The 16229-nt window shown below is 66.5% G+C and carries 14 protein-coding genes; 12 read left to right on the forward strand and 2 right to left on the reverse strand.

Annotation, left to right across the window (positions count from 1 at the left end; genetic code table 11):
* The first annotated feature begins 2 nt into the window (after positions 1 to 2).
* From BS74_RS10275 to BS74_RS10310, 8 genes are all read left to right on the forward strand, one after another.
* Complete coding sequence (locus BS74_RS10275; RefSeq protein WP_038058454.1) at positions 3 to 614, forward strand: XTP/dITP diphosphatase; 612 nt, start codon at positions 3 to 5, stop codon at positions 612 to 614.
* A gap of 9 nt (positions 615 to 623) precedes the next feature.
* Positions 624 to 1658, forward strand: coding sequence for an RMD1 family protein (locus tag BS74_RS10280; protein WP_038058455.1), 1035 nt, complete (start codon positions 624 to 626; stop codon positions 1656 to 1658).
* Positions 1659 to 1753: 95 nt separating this feature from the next.
* Positions 1754 to 2950, forward strand: a complete 1197-nt coding sequence (locus BS74_RS10285) for a sugar ABC transporter substrate-binding protein (RefSeq protein WP_038058456.1) — start codon at positions 1754 to 1756, stop codon at positions 2948 to 2950.
* An 89-nt stretch (positions 2951 to 3039) separates the two neighbouring features.
* Entirely contained in the window at positions 3040 to 4368 is a 1329-nt protein-coding gene (locus BS74_RS10290; RefSeq protein WP_038058457.1) for an ABC transporter permease subunit, read from the forward strand.
* Entirely contained in the window at positions 4369 to 5688 is a 1320-nt protein-coding gene (locus tag BS74_RS10295) for a sugar ABC transporter permease (protein WP_038058458.1), read from the forward strand. It begins immediately after the preceding gene.
* Between the two features lie 4 nt (positions 5689 to 5692).
* Complete coding sequence (locus BS74_RS10300) at positions 5693 to 7402, forward strand: glycoside hydrolase family 13 protein (protein ID WP_038058459.1); 1710 nt, start codon at positions 5693 to 5695, stop codon at positions 7400 to 7402.
* Between the two features lie 98 nt (positions 7403 to 7500).
* Positions 7501 to 7719 carry a hypothetical protein gene (locus BS74_RS10305; protein ID WP_051946896.1) on the forward strand — a complete coding sequence of 73 codons (219 nt, stop codon included), beginning with the start codon at positions 7501 to 7503 and terminating at the stop codon, positions 7717 to 7719.
* A 25-nt stretch (positions 7720 to 7744) separates the two neighbouring features.
* Positions 7745 to 9985 carry an endonuclease MutS2 gene (locus tag BS74_RS10310; protein WP_038058460.1) on the forward strand — a complete coding sequence of 747 codons (2241 nt, stop codon included), beginning with the start codon at positions 7745 to 7747 and terminating at the stop codon, positions 9983 to 9985.
* 61 nt (positions 9986 to 10046) lie between these two features.
* On the opposite strand, the gene BS74_RS10315 is transcribed toward BS74_RS10310, so the two are convergent.
* A complete protein-coding gene (locus BS74_RS10315; RefSeq protein WP_038058461.1) occupies positions 10047 to 10448 on the reverse strand; it encodes an acyl-CoA thioesterase in 402 nt (133 codons plus the stop codon).
* Between the two features lie 47 nt (positions 10449 to 10495).
* Here BS74_RS10315 and BS74_RS10320 point away from each other — a divergent pair, with 47 nt between their 5' ends.
* Positions 10496 to 12181, forward strand: coding sequence for a M3 family oligoendopeptidase (locus BS74_RS10320; RefSeq protein ID WP_038058462.1), 1686 nt, complete (start codon positions 10496 to 10498; stop codon positions 12179 to 12181).
* Between the two features lie 70 nt (positions 12182 to 12251).
* Positions 12252 to 12701 (forward strand): arsenate reductase ArsC, encoded by a 450-nt coding sequence (locus BS74_RS10325; RefSeq protein WP_038058463.1) that lies wholly within the window; start codon positions 12252 to 12254, stop codon positions 12699 to 12701.
* A 14-nt stretch (positions 12702 to 12715) separates the two neighbouring features.
* On the opposite strand, the gene ubiE is transcribed toward BS74_RS10325, so the two are convergent.
* Positions 12716 to 13423, reverse strand: a complete 708-nt coding sequence (ubiE, locus tag BS74_RS10330) for a bifunctional demethylmenaquinone methyltransferase/2-methoxy-6-polyprenyl-1,4-benzoquinol methylase UbiE (protein WP_038058464.1) — start codon at positions 13421 to 13423, stop codon at positions 12716 to 12718.
* Between the two features lie 60 nt (positions 13424 to 13483).
* On the opposite strand from ubiE, the gene BS74_RS10335 reads away from it, so the two are divergent.
* Entirely contained in the window at positions 13484 to 15301 is a 1818-nt protein-coding gene (locus BS74_RS10335) for an ABC transporter permease (protein ID WP_038058465.1), read from the forward strand.
* 4 nt (positions 15302 to 15305) lie between these two features.
* Positions 15306 to 16229, forward strand: a complete 924-nt coding sequence (locus BS74_RS10340; protein ID WP_038058466.1) for an ABC transporter permease — start codon at positions 15306 to 15308, stop codon at positions 16227 to 16229.

Raw genomic sequence — 16229 nt, forward strand, 5'->3', positions numbered from 1 at the left:
CGATGCGGGTTGTTTTGGCCACGGGCAATCCCGGCAAGGTGAGGGAGCTTAAGGAGGGGCTGGCTCCCCTGGGCTGGACCCTCCTCTCCCTGGCCGACTTCCCCTTGCGCATGCCCAAGGAGGAGGGCACCACCTTCCTGGAAAACGCCCTCCTCAAGGCCGCCTACGTGGCCAAGGCCACGGGGCTTCCCGCCCTGGCGGACGACTCGGGCCTAGAGGTCTACGCCCTAGGGGGGGAGCCCGGGATCTACTCCGCCCGCTATGGGGGAAGGGAGACGGACCGCGAACGGAACGTCTACCTCCTGGAGAGGATGCGCCACCTCAAGGGGGAGGAGCGAAGGGCGCGCTTCGTGGCGGTCCTGGTCCTGGCCTACCCCGACGGGCATGTGGAAACCTATGAGGGACAGGTGGAGGGGTACATCCTGGAGGCGCCTCGAGGGGAGGGGGGCTTTGGGTATGACCCCCTCTTCTACGTGCCCGAGGCGGGCAAGACCTTTGCGGAGATGACCCTGGAGGAAAAGGCCCGCCACTCCCACCGGGGCCAGGCCCTAAAGGCCCTCCTTAAGGCCTACGAGCACGGGCCCCCACCCCGGGAGATCTCGCGGTTGGAATGAATCCGGTCCATGAACCTACTCTCGCCCCACATCGCCCTGTACCGCCTTTACGACCTGGCGGATGAGATCGACCTCACCCGTGTGCATACCCCCCGCCTCCGCCTCTCCCGGCCCAGGCTGGGGGCGGTGCGCTTTGAAAACCCCCCGGCGCAGATCGAGCTCGGGGTGCGGAGCGTGGAGGGCGTCTCGGGCCTGCTGACCGCCCGGCTTTACGAGTTCGGGGTGGCCTCGCTTTCCTTTCGCGTGCACCTGGGGGAAAAGGTCCCCTGGGAGGCCTTCCTGGCCCAGGCCCTGGCCTTGCCGGAGCTTCCCTTCTGGGAAGGGTTTTTTCTGGCGGAGCTTTTGGCCCTGGAGCCCTACCTGCAAGGCGCCCTCCTGCACCCCGAGGAAAAGCGCTTGAGCGAGGAGTTCACCGTCTACCACGCCCTGGGTATCGAAGGGGAAAAGGCCCACGCCCCCCCGGTGGACCTCACCCCCCTTTGGATGGGGGCCAAGGAGGACTTCGCCCCCGAGGTCCGCCGGGAGATGGAGCGGTACCGCTACAGCTACTCCACCGAGGACCTGGCCCTTCTGGGGTTTGACCGGGTCTTCATCCTGGACTCGGAGGGGATCTGGGACGTGGCCGACCTGGTGGAGTTCGTGCACGCCCAGCTCCTGGAGCTTTCCTACTACGATGGGGTCCTCACCCAGGAGCTGGAGGCCGTGCCCCAGGTGCTCAGGCACCGGGGCCTTTGGGGCTACGGCAACCTCCAGCGCCTCAGGCGGCGCCTCATGGCCCGCCATGCGGAGATCGCGGACGTGCGCGCTCGGATGGAGGGAGCCTTGCGCATCACCGAGGACCTCTTTTACGCCAAGATCTACCGGGCCGCCCTCGAGCTTTACGGGGCCCACGAACTGGAACGGAGCCTGGAGGAAAAGCTTCGCGTCTTAGAGGCCACCTACGAGATGGTCACCGAGGAGGTGGTCCACCTGAGAACCCAGGCGGTGGAGGTGGGCATCCTGGCCCTCATCGCCTTTGAGGTGGTCAGGGCCCTTTGGCCTTAGGGGACTTGTGCCCCGGGGAAGGAGGAGTATACTGCAACCTGGAGGGCGCGGAAGAAAGCAAAGCGGAAGCGCTACCACGCGCCCGGAGGTGGGCTATGAAAAAAGCACTGGCGGTACTGGCCCTCGGGTTCTCCCTGGCCCTTGCCCAGGGGAAGATCACGGTGTGGACCCACTTTGGCGGCCCCGAGCTGGAGTGGCTCAAGGCGCAAGCCCAAGCCTACGAGAAGACCTCCGGCACCAAGGTGGAGGTGGTGGAGGTCCCCTTTGGGGACATCAAGCAGAAGTTCATCCTGGGAGCCCCCCAGGGGCAGGCCGCGGACCTTGTGGTCTCCGTCCCCCACGACTGGTTAGGGGAGATGGCCCAGGCCGGGGTGCTGGAGCCCATGGGCAAGTACGTGACCCAAAGCTACCTTTCCGACCTGCAAGGCGTGGCGGTGGAGGCCTTCACCTTCGGGGGTAAGCTCCTGGGGCTTCCCGCCTTCGCCGAGAGCGTGGCCCTCATCTACAACAAGAAGTACGTGAAGGAAGCCCCCAAGACCTGGGAGGAGTTCCTGGCCTTGGCCCGCCAGCACACCACCGGCTCCACCTTCGGCTTCCTCTACAACATCGGCGACCCCTACTTCAACTTCGGCTTCTTCAAGGCCTTCGGCGCCGAGAACGTCTTCGCCAAGGACGCCAAGGGCAACCTGGACCCCAGCAAGCTCCTCCTGGGCGGGGAGGTGGGGGAGAAGGCGCTCGCCTTCATCAAGGACCTCCGCTTCCGCTACAACCTGGTGCCTGAGGGGGTGGACTACGGGGTGGCCGACGGGGCCTTCAAGGACGGGGCCCTGGCCATGATCGTCAACGGCCCCTGGGCCCTGGGGGACTACAAGAAGGCCAAGATCGATTTCGGCATCGCCCCCTTCCCCACCCCTCCCGGGGCCAAGAACCCCTGGGGTCCCTTCCTGGGGGTGCAGGGGGTGGTGGTGAACGCCTACTCCAAGAACAAAACCGCCGCGGTCAACTTCGCCAAGACCCTGGTGACCGGCAAGAACCTGGTCAGCTTCAACCGGGCGGGCGGCCGCATCCCCGTGTCCAAGAGCGCCGCCAAGACCCTGGAGAAGGACCCGGTGGTGGCGGGCTTCGCCAAGGTCTTCGCCCTGGGCACCCCCATGCCCAACATCCCCGAGATGGGCAAGGTCTGGGGGCCTTGGGGCAACGCCATCAACCTGGCCATCCAGCGGCCTGACTCCAACGTGAAGAAGATCGTGGAGGACATGGTGGCCGAGATCAAAAAGGCCATCGGCAGGTAACCCCACCCGGGAACCCACCGGGCGGAAATGCGCCGGCATCTGACCCCCCACGGGACCTTCCTCCCCCGTGGGGGGGTTATCTTTAAACCATGAAACACCCTCCTGGCCTTAAGGGTTTTCTCCTGGCCCTCTCCTTGCTCTTGGGCCTCCTCCTCCTGTCCACGGGGGTAGGCCTCCTGGGGTACCTGGCCCTCGAGGCCTACCTGGCCCCTCCGGGCTGGACCATCCTGGTGCTGGCCCTTTTGGTGCTGGTACCGGGGGCCATCCTGGTGGGACGCCTCTTCCCTTGGCTCACCGACTGGTACTACTTCCTCCCCGCCCTATCCTTTCTTTTGGTTTTCACCCTCTACCCCATCGCCCTCACCGTCTACCTGGCCTTCACCGACTACTCGGGGCGGAAAAACGGCTTCCCCGACCGCTCCACGGAAACCCGGGTGCTGAAGCGGGAAGGCCCCAGGCTCACCCTGGAGGAGCCCGTTCAGGAAGCCCTTCGCTGCGACCCCTGCCAAGGGGAGCCCGTGGAGGTCTACAGCGAGGGGCACCGGGCCCGGGCCCGGATCCTGGAGGCCGAAGGCCCCACCCTTCTCCTGGACCGCAACCCTCCTTTTCCCGTGGAGTACGTGGCCAAGGTGAACGCCTTCGGATTCGTGGGCCTGCGCAACTTCAGCTTCATCCTCTCCCAGGCCAGCAAGGCCCTCCTTCCCGTCTTCGCCTGGAACGCGGTCTTCGCCTTAAGCACCGTGCTCCTGAACGCCCTCTTGGGCCTGGTGTTGGGGCTTGTCCTCCACAACAAGGCCTTGAAGCTAAGGAACTTCTACCGCACCGTGCTCATCGTCTCCTGGGCCTTGCCGGGGGTGATCACGGTGCAGGTTTTCGTGGCCCTTCTCAACTACAACTTCGGGGCCATCAACCGCCTTTTGGGGGTCCTAGGGATCTACCCCATCCCCTGGCTCAACGACCCCGACTGGGCCAAGGTGGCCATCCTCCTGGTGAACCTATGGCTGGGCTTTCCCTACATGATGACCGCCACCTTAGGGGCCCTTTCCACCATCCCCGACGAGCTCTACGAGGCGGCCAAGGTGGACGGGGCCACCCCCTGGCAGGCGCTATGGGGCATCACCCTGCCCCTTTTGGAAAAGCCCATGGTGCCCATCCTCCTCTCCTCCTTCGCCTTCAACTTCAACAACTTTTACATCATCTACCTGCTCACCGGCGGGGGGCCCGCCCAGGAGGGCCGCCTGGCCACGGCCCAGGCCACGGACATCCTCATCTCCTGGGCCTACAAGACCGCCTTCAGCGCCGAGGGGCAGTCCGCCTACGGCCTGGGGGCGGCCATCAGCCTCCTCATCTTCGCCATCACCGTGGCCATCAGCCTGGTGAACTTCCGGGTGACCGGGGCTTTAAGGGAGGTGAGGTAGATGCGGCGGCTTTTCGCCTTCCTCCTCCTCGGGCTCGGCCTCTATGGGGTCTACTGGTTTGCCGTAAACCGGCTCTTTGACGAGGGTTCCTACCGCAAGCAGGTGGCCTTCGGCAGCGTCTTCGTGCCCTACGGCTGGGCCTACGCCCTGGGCATCCTTTTGGGCCTGGTCCTCCTGGTCCTCCTCTACAGCCTGGCCTACACCGCCTTGGCCAACCGCCTCCAGGGGCGCAAGGCAAGCCCCTGGCCCCTGTTCTGGCAAGGGGTGACCCACCTCTTCCTTTGGGTGCTGATCCTCCTCGTCTACTACCCCGTGGTGCAGGTGGTGGCCGCCAGCTTTGACCCCACCAACAACCTCTTCAGCTTCCGCAGGCCGGACACGGGGTTTCTCCTCCTGGACGCCAAGGTCATCCCCTACGTGCCCGAGCCCTCCCTGGAGAACTACGCCAAGCTGGTGGAAGGGGTGGTCCTTTACCCCTATCAAGGGGGCCTGCTCCTCCTTGCGGGGCTTGGGCTTTTGGGGGTGGCCGCCATCGGCCTCCTCAGGCGGCTAAGACCCCCGGAGGACTGGATGGACCTCTGGCAGGGAAGGGCCCTGCTCCTCCTGGCCCTGAGCGTATTCGCCCTGGCCCTTTCCCTTTCCCCCAAGCAGTTCACCGGCCAGGGCACGGAAAGCAAGTTTCTCCTCTGGGTGCGGAACACCTTCCTCATCTCGGGGCTTACGGGCCTGCTGGCCGTCTTGCTCACCGCCACCGCCGGCTACGCCTTTGCCCGCTTCCGCCACCTGCCGGGGCGGTACCCGCTCCTCCTTTTCTTCATCTTCGTGCAGATGTTCCCGGGGTTCTTGGCCCTTGTGGCCATCTACTACCTGCTTTCCCGCCTGGACCTTTTGAACACCTTCACCGGCCTGGTGCTGGCCTACTCCGGGGGGATCATCAGCTTTGGCACCTGGGTCTACAAGGGGTATCTGGAAAGCATCAGCCCGAGCCTCGAGGAGGCGGCCATGGTGGACGGGGCCACCAAGTGGCAGGTCTTCACAAAGATCCTCCTTCCCCTCTCCGCCCCCATGTTCGTCTTCGTCTTCCTCCTCCAGTTCGTGGGCACCTACTCGGAGTTCGTCCTGGCCAACCTGGTCCTCACGGGGGTGGAGAGCTGGAACGTGGGGGTGGGCTTGAGGAGCTTCACCACCGGCCAGTTCCAGACCAAGTGGGGGATCTTCGCCGCCGCCAGCGTCCTGGGCTCCCTGCCCATCCTCTTCCTCTTCTACGGCTTCCAGCAGTACTTCGTCTCCGGGTACACCGCCGGGGCGGTGAAGGAATAGGGCCATGGCCCACCACGACCTGGAGCACGTGGACCCCCCCTTCCCCGGGCTGGGGGAGGAGGTGGCCCTCTTCCTGGAAACCGGGGCGGAGGAAGGGCTTCTCCTTTACGAAAGGGATGGGGAGATCCACAGAAAACCCCTAGAACGGGCCCCAGGGGGCCTAAGGGTGCGGGTCCCCGTGCACACAAGCCCCTTTCGCTACGCCTTCCTCCTGCCCGAGGGCTTCCTGGGAAGCCACGGCCTGGAAAAGACCCTGCCCCGCTACGACCGCTTCTTCCACCTCCTGGCGGGGCCCCTTCCCCCCAGGTGGGCCCTGGGCACGGTCTACTACCAGATCTTCCCCGACCGCTTCCGCCAGGGGCGCAAGGAGCTTGCCCCCCGGGATGGGGAATGGCGGCTCATGGGCAAGCCCATCCGCAAGAAGGCTTGGAACGAGCCCCCGGGTCCGGAAGGGGCCTGGGAGTTCTATGGGGGGGACCTCTTTGGCGTCCTGGAGGCCCTCCCCTACCTGGAGAGCCTGGGGGTGGAAACCCTCTACCTAACGCCCATCTTCCAAAGCAAGAGCAGCCACCGCTACGACACGGAGGACTACCTGCGGGTGGACCCCCACCTGGGGGGAGAAGAGGCCCTGGAAGCCCTCTACCAGGCCTTGGAAAAGAGGGGCATGCGCCTGGTGCTGGATGGCGTCTTCAACCACGTGGGGGCCACCCACCCCTGGTTCCAAAAGGCCCTACAGGACCCCGAAGCCCCCGAGCGGGGCATGTTCACCTTCCACCCCGATGGCGGCTACGCCGCCTTCTGGGGTCTAAGGTCCATGCCCAAGCTGGACTACGCCTCCCCCCTCACCCAGGAGCGCTTCGTCTTCGGGAAGAAAGCCCCTATCCGTTACTGGATGCCCCTCTGCCACGGGTGGCGGCTGGACGTGGCCCACTCCATAGGGGAAGGGGGCACCAACCGCAAGAACGCCCACTGGCTAAGGGCCCTGGCCCGGGCGGCCAAGGAGGAAAGACCCGAGGCCCTGGTGATCGGGGAGCTTTCCTACGACGCCACCCCCACCCTGCGGGCCCACACCCTGGATGGGGCCATGCACTACGCGGGCTTCGCCCATCCCGTGATGGAGTGGCTTTCCGGGCGGGATGTGCACGGGCGGCACGTGCACCTGGAGGCCCAGGAGACCTGGGCGGTCCTCTGGGACCACTACCAGGCCCTGCCCCTGCAGCTTCGGCACAGCATGTACACCCTCATCTCCTCCCACGACATCCCCCGGGCCCTGTGGCGGCTTAAGGGGGATGTGGAGCGGTTCAAGCTGGCCTATACCCTCCTCTTCGCCTTCCCGGGAAGCCCCGCCATCTACTACGGGGACGAGGTGGGCCTTTCCCAGCCCAATCCCTACACCCAGTGGCAAGGGGACCCCTACTGCCGGGCCCCCTTTCCCTGGAACGAAAGCGCATGGAACCGGGAGGTGCTAACCCTCATCCGCAGGCTGGTGAGGCTCAAGCGCACCCACCCTGCCCTGCGCCTGGGCGGGCTTCTCCCCTTGGAGGCGGGCAAAGGGGTGCTGGCCTTCAAAAGGCGGTACCGGGGCCAGGAGGTCTGGGCCTTCTTCGCCCCGGAAGGGGCGAGGCTCACCCTGCCTCCAGGGGTGGACCTCATCGCCGAGAGGGAGGTGGCGGGGGAGGTGGAAACCTCCTTCCTGCTCTTCCAGCCCCTATAATGGGGCGGATGCGGCTCAAGGCCTTTCCCCGAGGGGGGCACCCTCTTTGCCGAAACACCCCACCGGCGCACCCCCCTCAGGCCGGGAGATCCCTTCTGATGGACCCTGGCCTCCGCAAACGGGTCCTCGCTTGGCTCCGGGAAGCCAAGGCCCTTTGGCAAAGCCTCCCCCCCGAGTTACGCCGGCAAATCCTCCTGGGCCTTGTGGCCCTCCTGCCCTGGGGGCGGCTCGGGCGGGCGGGGCCACTCCTGAAGAGGATGGCAGGCCCTGGGGGACAACTGGCCCTGGCCCTTTGGCTCCGCCTCCTGAAGCGCTAGGGCCCAGGGGCTATACTGGGGTTTTGTGCGGGATGTCCTCGAGGTCCTGGAGTTCCCCAAGGTCCGCGCCCTCCTAGCGGAAAGGGCCAAGACCCCTCTGGGGGCGGAGCTGGCCCTGGCCTTAGCCCCTCTGCCCCAGGAGGAGGCGGAAAGGAGGCTTGCCCTCACCCAGGAGGCCCTGGCCTACCCCTACAGCCTCCCCGAGGCGGGGGCCCTACGGGAGGCCTACCGCAAGGCCCAGGCGGGTTCCCGGCTCCCGGGGGGGGAACTCCTCAAGGCGGCCCAGGCCCTCGAGGCGGCCATGGCCCTCAAGGAGGAGCTCCTTCCCCTGCAAAACCTCCTAAGCCAGGTGGCGGCGGGCATCGGAGACCACGGGGCCTTCCTCGCCAAGGTCAGGAGGGCCCTGGACGAGGAGGGGACCGTGCGGGACGAGGCGAGCCCTCGGCTTTTGGCCATCCGCCGGGAGCTAAACCCCTTGCGGCAACAAATCCTGGAGCGGCTGTACGCCCTCTTGGACCGCCACCCCGAGGCGGTCCAGGACCGGTTCGTCACCGTGCGCCGCGAGCGCTACTGCATCCCCGTGCGCGCGGGAATGGCCCAAAGGGTTCCCGGCATCCTCCTGGACGAATCCGGGTCCGGGGCCACCCTCTTCATAGAGCCCCTCTCCGTGGTGAAGCTCAACAACCGCCTCCAGGCCCTCCGCCTCCAGGAGGAGGAGGAGGTAAACCGCATCCTGAGGGAACTCTCGGAGACCCTGGCCCAAGACCCCGGGCTTCCCAGCACCCTCAAGACCCTGGGCCTTTTGGACCTGATCCAGGCCCAGGCGGCTTTGGCCCGGGATTTTCACCTCACCCGGCCCCGCTTCGGGGAGGGCTACGAGCTTTTCCAGGCCTTCCACCCCCTCATCCCCAACCCCGTCCCCAACTCCCTGGCCTTGGACGAGGCCAAGCGCCTCATCCTCATCTCCGGCCCCAACATGGGGGGAAAGACCGCCCTCCTCAAAACCCTGGGCCTGGCGGTGCTCATGGCCCAGTCGGGGCTTTTTGTGGCGGCCAAGAAGGCCACCTTGGCCTGGCCCGACAGGGTCTTCGCCGACATCGGCGACGAGCAATCCCTTCAGGAAAACCTCTCCACCTTCGCCGGGCACCTGCAAAGGCTTAAGGAGATGCTGGAAAAGGCCACGGCAAAGAGCCTGGTCCTCATCGACGAGCTGGGAAGCGGCACCGATCCCGAGGAGGGGGCGGCCCTTTCCCAGGCCATCCTCGAGGCCCTCCTGGAAAAAGGGGTTAAGGGCCTGGTCACCACCCACCTCTCCCCCCTGAAGGCCTTCGCCCAGGGGCGCCAGGGCATCCAAAACGCCTCCATGCGCTTTGACCTGGAGGCTTTGCGCCCCACCTACGAGCTGGTCCTGGGGGTGCCTGGGCGGAGCTACGCCCTGGCCATCGCCAGGAGGCTTTCCCTGCCCGAGGCGGTGCTGAAGCGGGCGGAAGGCCTCCTGCCCCAAGGGGGGCGGCTGGAGGCCCTCCTGGAGGAGCTGGAAGGGGAAAGGTTGCGCCTGGAGGAGGAAAGAAGCCGGCTCCTTTCCCAAATGGCCCAGGTGGAGGCCTTGAGGAAACGCCTGGAGGAGCGGGAGGCCCATTTTGAGGAGGAGCGCTCGCAACGGCTTAAGGCCCTGGAGGAGGAGGTCCGCCAGAGGCTCCTCAAGGTGGAGGCCGAGCTCAAAGCCCTCAAGGAAAAGGCCAAAACCCAGGGGAAAAGGGATGCCCTGCGGGAGCTTTTGGCCCTGAGGGAGCGGTACGCCAGGACCGCCCCCAAGGAGGCCTTGGAGGTGCCCAGGGGCCTCGAGGCGGGGCAGATGGTGGAGATCGCCTCCCTGAAGCGCCAGGGAAGGCTTCTGGAGCTGAGGGGAGAGGAGGCCTTGGTCCAGGTGGGCCCGGTGAAGATGACGGTGAAGGCCAAGGAGCTCACCCCCCTCAAGGCCCAGGAAACCCCCAAGGCCATCGGCCTAAAGCCGCGAAGGGAGGTGAAGGAGGTGGACCTCAGGGGGCTTACCGTGGAGGAGGCCCTCTTGGAGGTGGACGCCGCCCTGGGGGAGGCCCGCTCCCTGGGCCTCACCACCCTGCGCCTCCTCCACGGCAAGGGCACCGGGGCCCTTAGGCAGGCCATCCGCGAGGCCTTAAGGCGGGATAGGCGGGTGGAAACCTTCGCCGACGCCCCTCCCCACGAGGGCGGGCACGGGGTCACGGTGGTGGTGCTGAGGGGCTAAGCAAAGGGCATCCCCAAGACCCCTCTGGGGTCCCTGGCCGGGGCAAGCCAGGGCGGGGTACCTAAAAGGCGCGGCCTTCCAAGGCCTCTATGCGCTTCCGGATGGCCGGGGGCAAAGGGGCGGGCCTCCCCCCTTCCAGCCAGACCTGGACCGTCTTGCCCCGGGCGGCCTCCTCCCCCCCTGCCCGAAGGAGGTACTCCATGTCAAAGCTGCTTCGCCCAAGGCGCACCACCCGTACCCCCACCTCCACGGGATCCTCCAGGAATATGGGTCGCAGGAAATCCACCTCCGCCCGGGCCAGGATGAAGTGCCCCTTTTCCAACCAGTCCCTCTCCAGCCTCTGGAAGTAGGCGGTGCGGGCCACCTCCAAGTAGGTGAGGTAGACGGCGTTGTTCACATGCCCCAGGGCATCCAGGTCGCGGAAGCGCACCTGTATGGGTACGGATACGGGAAAACCCTCCACGAAGGGAGAGTATAAGGGCTGACCCGCGGGTCAGGTATAGTGGGGCCATGGAAACCACGTGGGACCTAACCCCCCTTTTCCCCAGCCTGGAAAGCCCCGAGTTCCAAGCCGCTTGGGAGGAGGTGCGGAGGCGGATCGGCCAGCTGAAGGAGGCGGTGGGCCAACAAGCCCCCCTCGAGGAGGTCCTGGCCTCCTTGGACGCCCTTTCGGAGGCCTCCACCCCCCTATGGGCCTACCTCTATGCCCGCTTCACCGCGGACACCACCGACGAGGCCGCCCTGGCCAAGCTCTCGGAGCTGGAGGTGCTCTTTTTGGATTTCGCCCGCATACGGCCAAGGCTCACCCGCTACCTGGCCCTCCAGGACCCGGAAGAGGCCGGCCCTTACCGGATCCTGGTGGAGGAGGCCAAGGAGGAGGCCCTGCACATGATGCCCGAGGGGGAGGAGGTCCTGGCGGCGGAGCTCTCCCTTTCCGGGCGCCAGTCCTGGGCCAAGCTCCACGAGAACCTCACCAGCCAGATCACGGCGGTGGTGGAGGGGGAGGAGTTGCCCATCACCAAGGTGCGCAACCTCTACTTCCACCCCGAGGAGGAGGTGCGCAAAAAGGCCTACCAAGCGGAGCTTAGGGCCTGGGAGAGCCACGAGGTACCCCTGGCCTACGCCCTCAACGGGGTCAAGGGGGAAGCCTCTGTGCTCCACAGGAGGCGGGGGTACCGGGACGACCTCGAGCCCAGCCTGCACCGAAACCGCATCACCAAGAAGGCCCTTCTGGCCCTCCTGGAGGCGGTGAGGGAAAGCCTCCCCCTTTTCCACCGCTACTACCTCCTCAAGGCCAAGGCCCTGGGCAAGGAGCGCCTGGACTGGTGGGACCTCTTTGCCCCCATAGGGAAGGGCCGGCGCTGGACCCTCGAGGAGGCCCGGGACTTCCTCCGGGAAAAACTGGCCACCCTGGTCCCGGGCGCCGCCCAGGTGGCGGAGGAAGCCTTTAAGGAGCGCTGGATGGACCTCCTGCCCCGAAAGAACAAGGTGGGCGGGGCCTACTGCATGGGGAGGGGTGGGGGCAAAAGCCTCATCCTGGCCAACTACGAGGAAAGCTTTGAGTCGGTCTCCACCCTGGCCCACGAGCTGGGCCACGCTTACCACAACTTCGCCCTGGCCCGGGTGCCCGCCAGCCTGCGGGAGGTGCCCATGACCCTGGCGGAAACCGCCAGCATCATGAACGAAACCCTGGTGGTGGAGGCGGCCCTGAGGGAAGCCTCCCCGGAGGAGGGGCTTTTGATCCTGGACGCCTACCTGCAAGGGGCGGCCCAGGTGGTGGTGGACATCTACAGCCGTTACCTCTTTGAGTCCTGGGTCTTTGAAGGGAGGAAGGCCCGGGAGCTTTCCCCCAGGGAGTTCAAGGAGCTCATGCTGAAGGCCCAGAAGGAGGCCTACGGGGAGGTCCTCGCCACCCATCACCCCTACATGTGGGCGGTGAAGGGGCACTACTACGGCTCCGACTTCTACAACTACCCCTACACCTTTGGCCTGCTCTTCGGCTTGGCCGTGTACCAAGAGGCCAAGGAGGACCCGGGCTTCGCCGAACGGTACGAGGAGCTTCTGGCCTCCTCGGGCATGTACCGGGCCAAGGAGCTGGCGGCCCGCTACGGCTTTGACCTGGAAAGCCCAGGCTTTTGGCAGAGGGCCCTTGGGGTCCTGGCCGAGAAGGTGGCGGAGCTGGAAAGGAGGCTCTGAGGCCGCCCGGGCCAGGGGCAGGGGGGCATGCCTGACCTTTTCCTGACCGGGAAGGCCTAGGCTAAGGAGGATGCGCCTCCTGGTCCTTTGCACCCACAACTCCGCCCGCAGCCAGATGGCGGAGGCCTGGCTCCGGCACCTGGCCCAGGAGATGGGGGTGGACCTGGAGGTCCACTCCGCCGGCACCCAGAAGACCTGGGTCAAGGAAGAGGCCAAGGCGGTGATGGCCGAGGTGGGGATCCACCTAAAGGGCCACTTCTCCAAGACCCTTCTTGAGGTGCCCGATCCTTGGAACTTCCACCTGGTCCTCACCGTGTGCGACGCCGCCCAGGAAGCCTGCCCCGCCTACCCCGCCCAGACGGCAAAGCGCCATGTCGCCTTTCCCGACCCCTCCGGGAAACCCCTGGAGGAATGGCGCCGGGTAAGGGACGCCCTGGGGCGCATGGCCCGGTACCTGGTGGAAAACCTGAAGGCGGGGCGCATCCCCACGGAGGAGGAGCTGAAGGGGGCGGCAGGGTAGCCCCCTGGGGCGGATCAGGCCTCGAGGTCCCCCACGTGAATGGCCGCCACCCCGAAGGTAAGGAGCTCGTAGCGCACCCTGAAGCCCACCTCCTCCATCAGGGCCTTTAGGGCCTCCGGTGGGGGAAAGGCCTCCACGCTCTCCGGCAGGTAGCGGTAGGCCCCAAAGTTCCCCGAGACCAGGCCTCCCAGGAAGGGGAGGACCCTCCGGAAATAGAGGCGGAAGACCCGGCCAAAAAGTCCTTGGGGAGGGGGAGGAAACTCCAAAAGGACGAGCCGCCCCCCAGGGGCCAGGACCCGGCGCAGCTCCAGGAGGGCCTTACGGTAATCGGCGAAGTTGCGGAAACCGAAGGCGATGGTAACCGCATCAAAACTCCCTCCAGGGAAGGGAAGGGCCAGGGCGTCCGCCTCCACAAACTCCACCGCCAGCCCCAGGGCCCGCGCCTTCTTGCGGGCGATCCCCAGCATGGGCGGGGCAAAGTCCGCCCCCACCACCCGGGCATGGGGGGCCCTCCGCTTAAGCATCAGGGCCAGGTCGCCGGTGCCCGTGGCCAGGTCCAGGATGCGCCCGGGGTTTTTCTCAAGGGCGAGGGCCACCGCCCGCCTGCGCCAGCGAAGATCGGTCCCGAAGGAAAGGAGCCGGTTCAAAAGGTCGTAGCGCGGGGCGATCTCCGAAAACATCCGCCGCACCCGCTTGGCCTTTTCCTCCGGCGGAACCGCCACGGGAGGAGTCTAACACCTTCCGGGCCTTCAGCCCCACGGGGCTAGGGTACAATCTTGGGCGTGTTGACGGACGCGAGGCGCCTAGGGGTCCTGGTGGCCTTGGGGGGAGGGGTTCTCCTCCTCCTCTGGTACCTGGCACCCTGGGCGGTACCCCACCGCCTCTTTGGTGGCGAAGGCGTGCTGCTCAACCCCTTCGGCCACCACCTGCCCCAAGGCACCCTGCCCCCCGGTTACCGGGACGGCTGGCTCCTTTGGACCTTCTACCCCTCCCTGGCCTGGCTGGCCCTTACCCTGGTCCTGGCCTGGACCCCTAAGCCCGCCCGGAAGCTCTACCTGATGGGGGCTTTTGGCCTAGGGCTTTTCCTCCTCACCCTCCTCCTCTTCCAAGCCAGCGTGGCCCAGGTGAACGCCGGCGCAGAGCGGCCCCTCCTCAGGCGCTACAGCCTGGGGCTTGGGAGCTACGCCACCTTGGCCTTTAGCCTTTACCTCCTCCTGCTGGCCCGGCTTTTCTCCCCAGGGGGGCTTGCCTTTTTGGTGCGGCGCCGCGGGGTGGTGGTGCCCCTCTTCTCCCTTCTTCTGGCCTCCTTGCTGGGCGGGGTCATCGTGGCGGTGATGAAAAGGGCCCCAGGGGAGGCCCAGGGCCTGAGGGAGGCCCTGATGCTGAAGCTGGACCTCATCACCTACACCTACCAGCTCCTCTATAGCCCCCTGGTCAACCCCTCGGGTTTCCTGCAAAGCCTCCTCCTGGCCACCCCCTTGATCTTCACCGGGCTGGCCGTGGCCCTGGGCTTCCGCGGGGGGCTTTTCAACATCGGGGCCCCGGGCCAGCTGATCCTGGGGGCCATCGCCGCCATGCTGGTGGGGGTGTACCTGCCGGGCCCAAGGTGGCTGGTGCTTCCCCTGGCCATCCTGGCCGCCGCCTTGGCCGGGGGGCTTTGGGGCGCGCTGCCCGGGTGGCTCAAAGCCCGGTTCGGGGCCCACGAGGTGATCAACACCATCATGCTGAACTACATCGCCGCAAGCCTCTTCCTCTTCCTCATCTCCTCCAACGAGTACAAGTTCTTTGGGCGCACCCTGTACCTGCCCTTCAAATACCCGGGCTACGAGGCCCGGAGCCACGAGATCCGCCCTGAGGCCCGCATCCCCCACTGGACCGAGCTGGTGGCCCCGGGGGGGGAGCTCTCCTTCGCCCTCCCCTTGGCCCTCCTTTTGGGCCTCCTGGGCTACCTTCTCCTCCGGAAGAGCCTGGGACACCGGGTGCTCATGGGCCTCGTGGCAGGGGGGGTGGGGTACGTGGTGGGCGGCCTCCTTCCAGGACCGGAGGTAAGCTTCGGACCCGACCTGACCTCGGTGCGGCTCAACGGGGCCTTCCTTCTGGCCCTTATGGCCCTTCTCTTCTTCCACTTCTACGTCTTCCGGACCGTGGGGGGGTACGAGCTTAGGGCCATGGGCCTCGCGCCCAAGGCCGCGGAGTACGGGGGGGTGGCCTCGGGGCGGAAGATGGTGCTCATCATGTTCCTGGCGGGGGCCTTGGCGGGCCTGGCCGCCACCCATTACGTGCTGGGCGGAGGGATCGACGAGTACCGCCTGAAGCAGGCGCTGCCCTACTCCGTGGGCTTTGACGGCATCGCCGTGGCCCTCATGGGGCAGAACACCCCCGTGGGGGTGGGCCTGGCCGCCTGGCTCTTCGGCATCCTCCTCACGGGGGGCTTGCAGGTGAACCTCCAGCTGGGCATCAGCCGGGAACTGGTGGCGGTGTTGCAGGCCCTGATCGTGCTCTTCATCGCCGCAGGGGGCTTCCTGCCCCGCTACTTCACCGATCCCCTGAGGGCGGCGGAGGTGGAGCTTAGGGAAGAACGCGAGAGGAAAGGGAGGTAACCCCATGAACCTGGATGCCGCCTTTTGGATCGCCCTCTTTTTCTCCACCCTGCGCCAGACCACACCCCTTCTGCTCACCGCCTTGGGGGGCATGTTCTCCGAAAGGAGCGGGGTGGTGAACATCGCCCTCGAGGGCATCATCCTCTTCGGCGCCCTCACGGCGGCCGTGGTGGTGGAAAGGGGAGAACACCTCCTCGGGCCCGGACCCCACCCCTGGCTTCCCTGGGTGGGGGTCTTGGGGGCCATGGCCGTGGGGGGGCTGGTGGCCTGGGTGCACGCGGTGGTCTCCATCAAGTACCGGGCGGATCAGATCATCAGCGCCACCGCCATCAACCTCCTCGCCCTGGGAGCCCCCAGCCTGGTGCTCGCCTACTTCTACGGCAACGCCACCAACTCCAAGGAGGTGGCGAACCGCCTGCCCCTTTGGGGGCCTGAGGGCTTTGCCCTTTCCCCTTTGGTCTACCTGGCCTTTCTCCTGGTGCCCCTGTCTTGGTGGGTCCTCTTCAAGACCCCCTTTGGCCTCCGCCTTCGGGCCGTGGGCGAGCACCCCGAGGCCGCGGACACCTTGGGGGTGGACGTGTACCGCATGCGCTACATCGGGGTGGTGCTCTCCGGGATCCTGGCGGGCCTGGCGGGGGCCTACCTGGCCATCGGCTTCCTCAACCAGTTTGTGCGGGGGATGTCCGCGGGGATGGGCTTCATCTCCCTGGCCGCCATGATCTTCGGGAAATGGCACCCCTTGGGCATCCTCTTCTCCACCCTGCTCTTCGGCTTCGCCAGCGCCCTGGCCATCCAGCTCCAGGGGACGGAGATCCTGCCCGCGGTCTTGGTGCAGGCCTTCCCCTACCTGGTCACCGTCTTGGTGTTGGCGGGCTTCATGGGCAAAAGCCGCCCCCCCGCAGCGGTGGGGAGGCCTTACGAGAAATAG

The sequence above is a fragment of the Thermus amyloliquefaciens genome (assembly GCF_000744885.1).
Classification (GTDB): Bacteria; Deinococcota; Deinococci; order Deinococcales; family Thermaceae; genus Thermus; species Thermus amyloliquefaciens.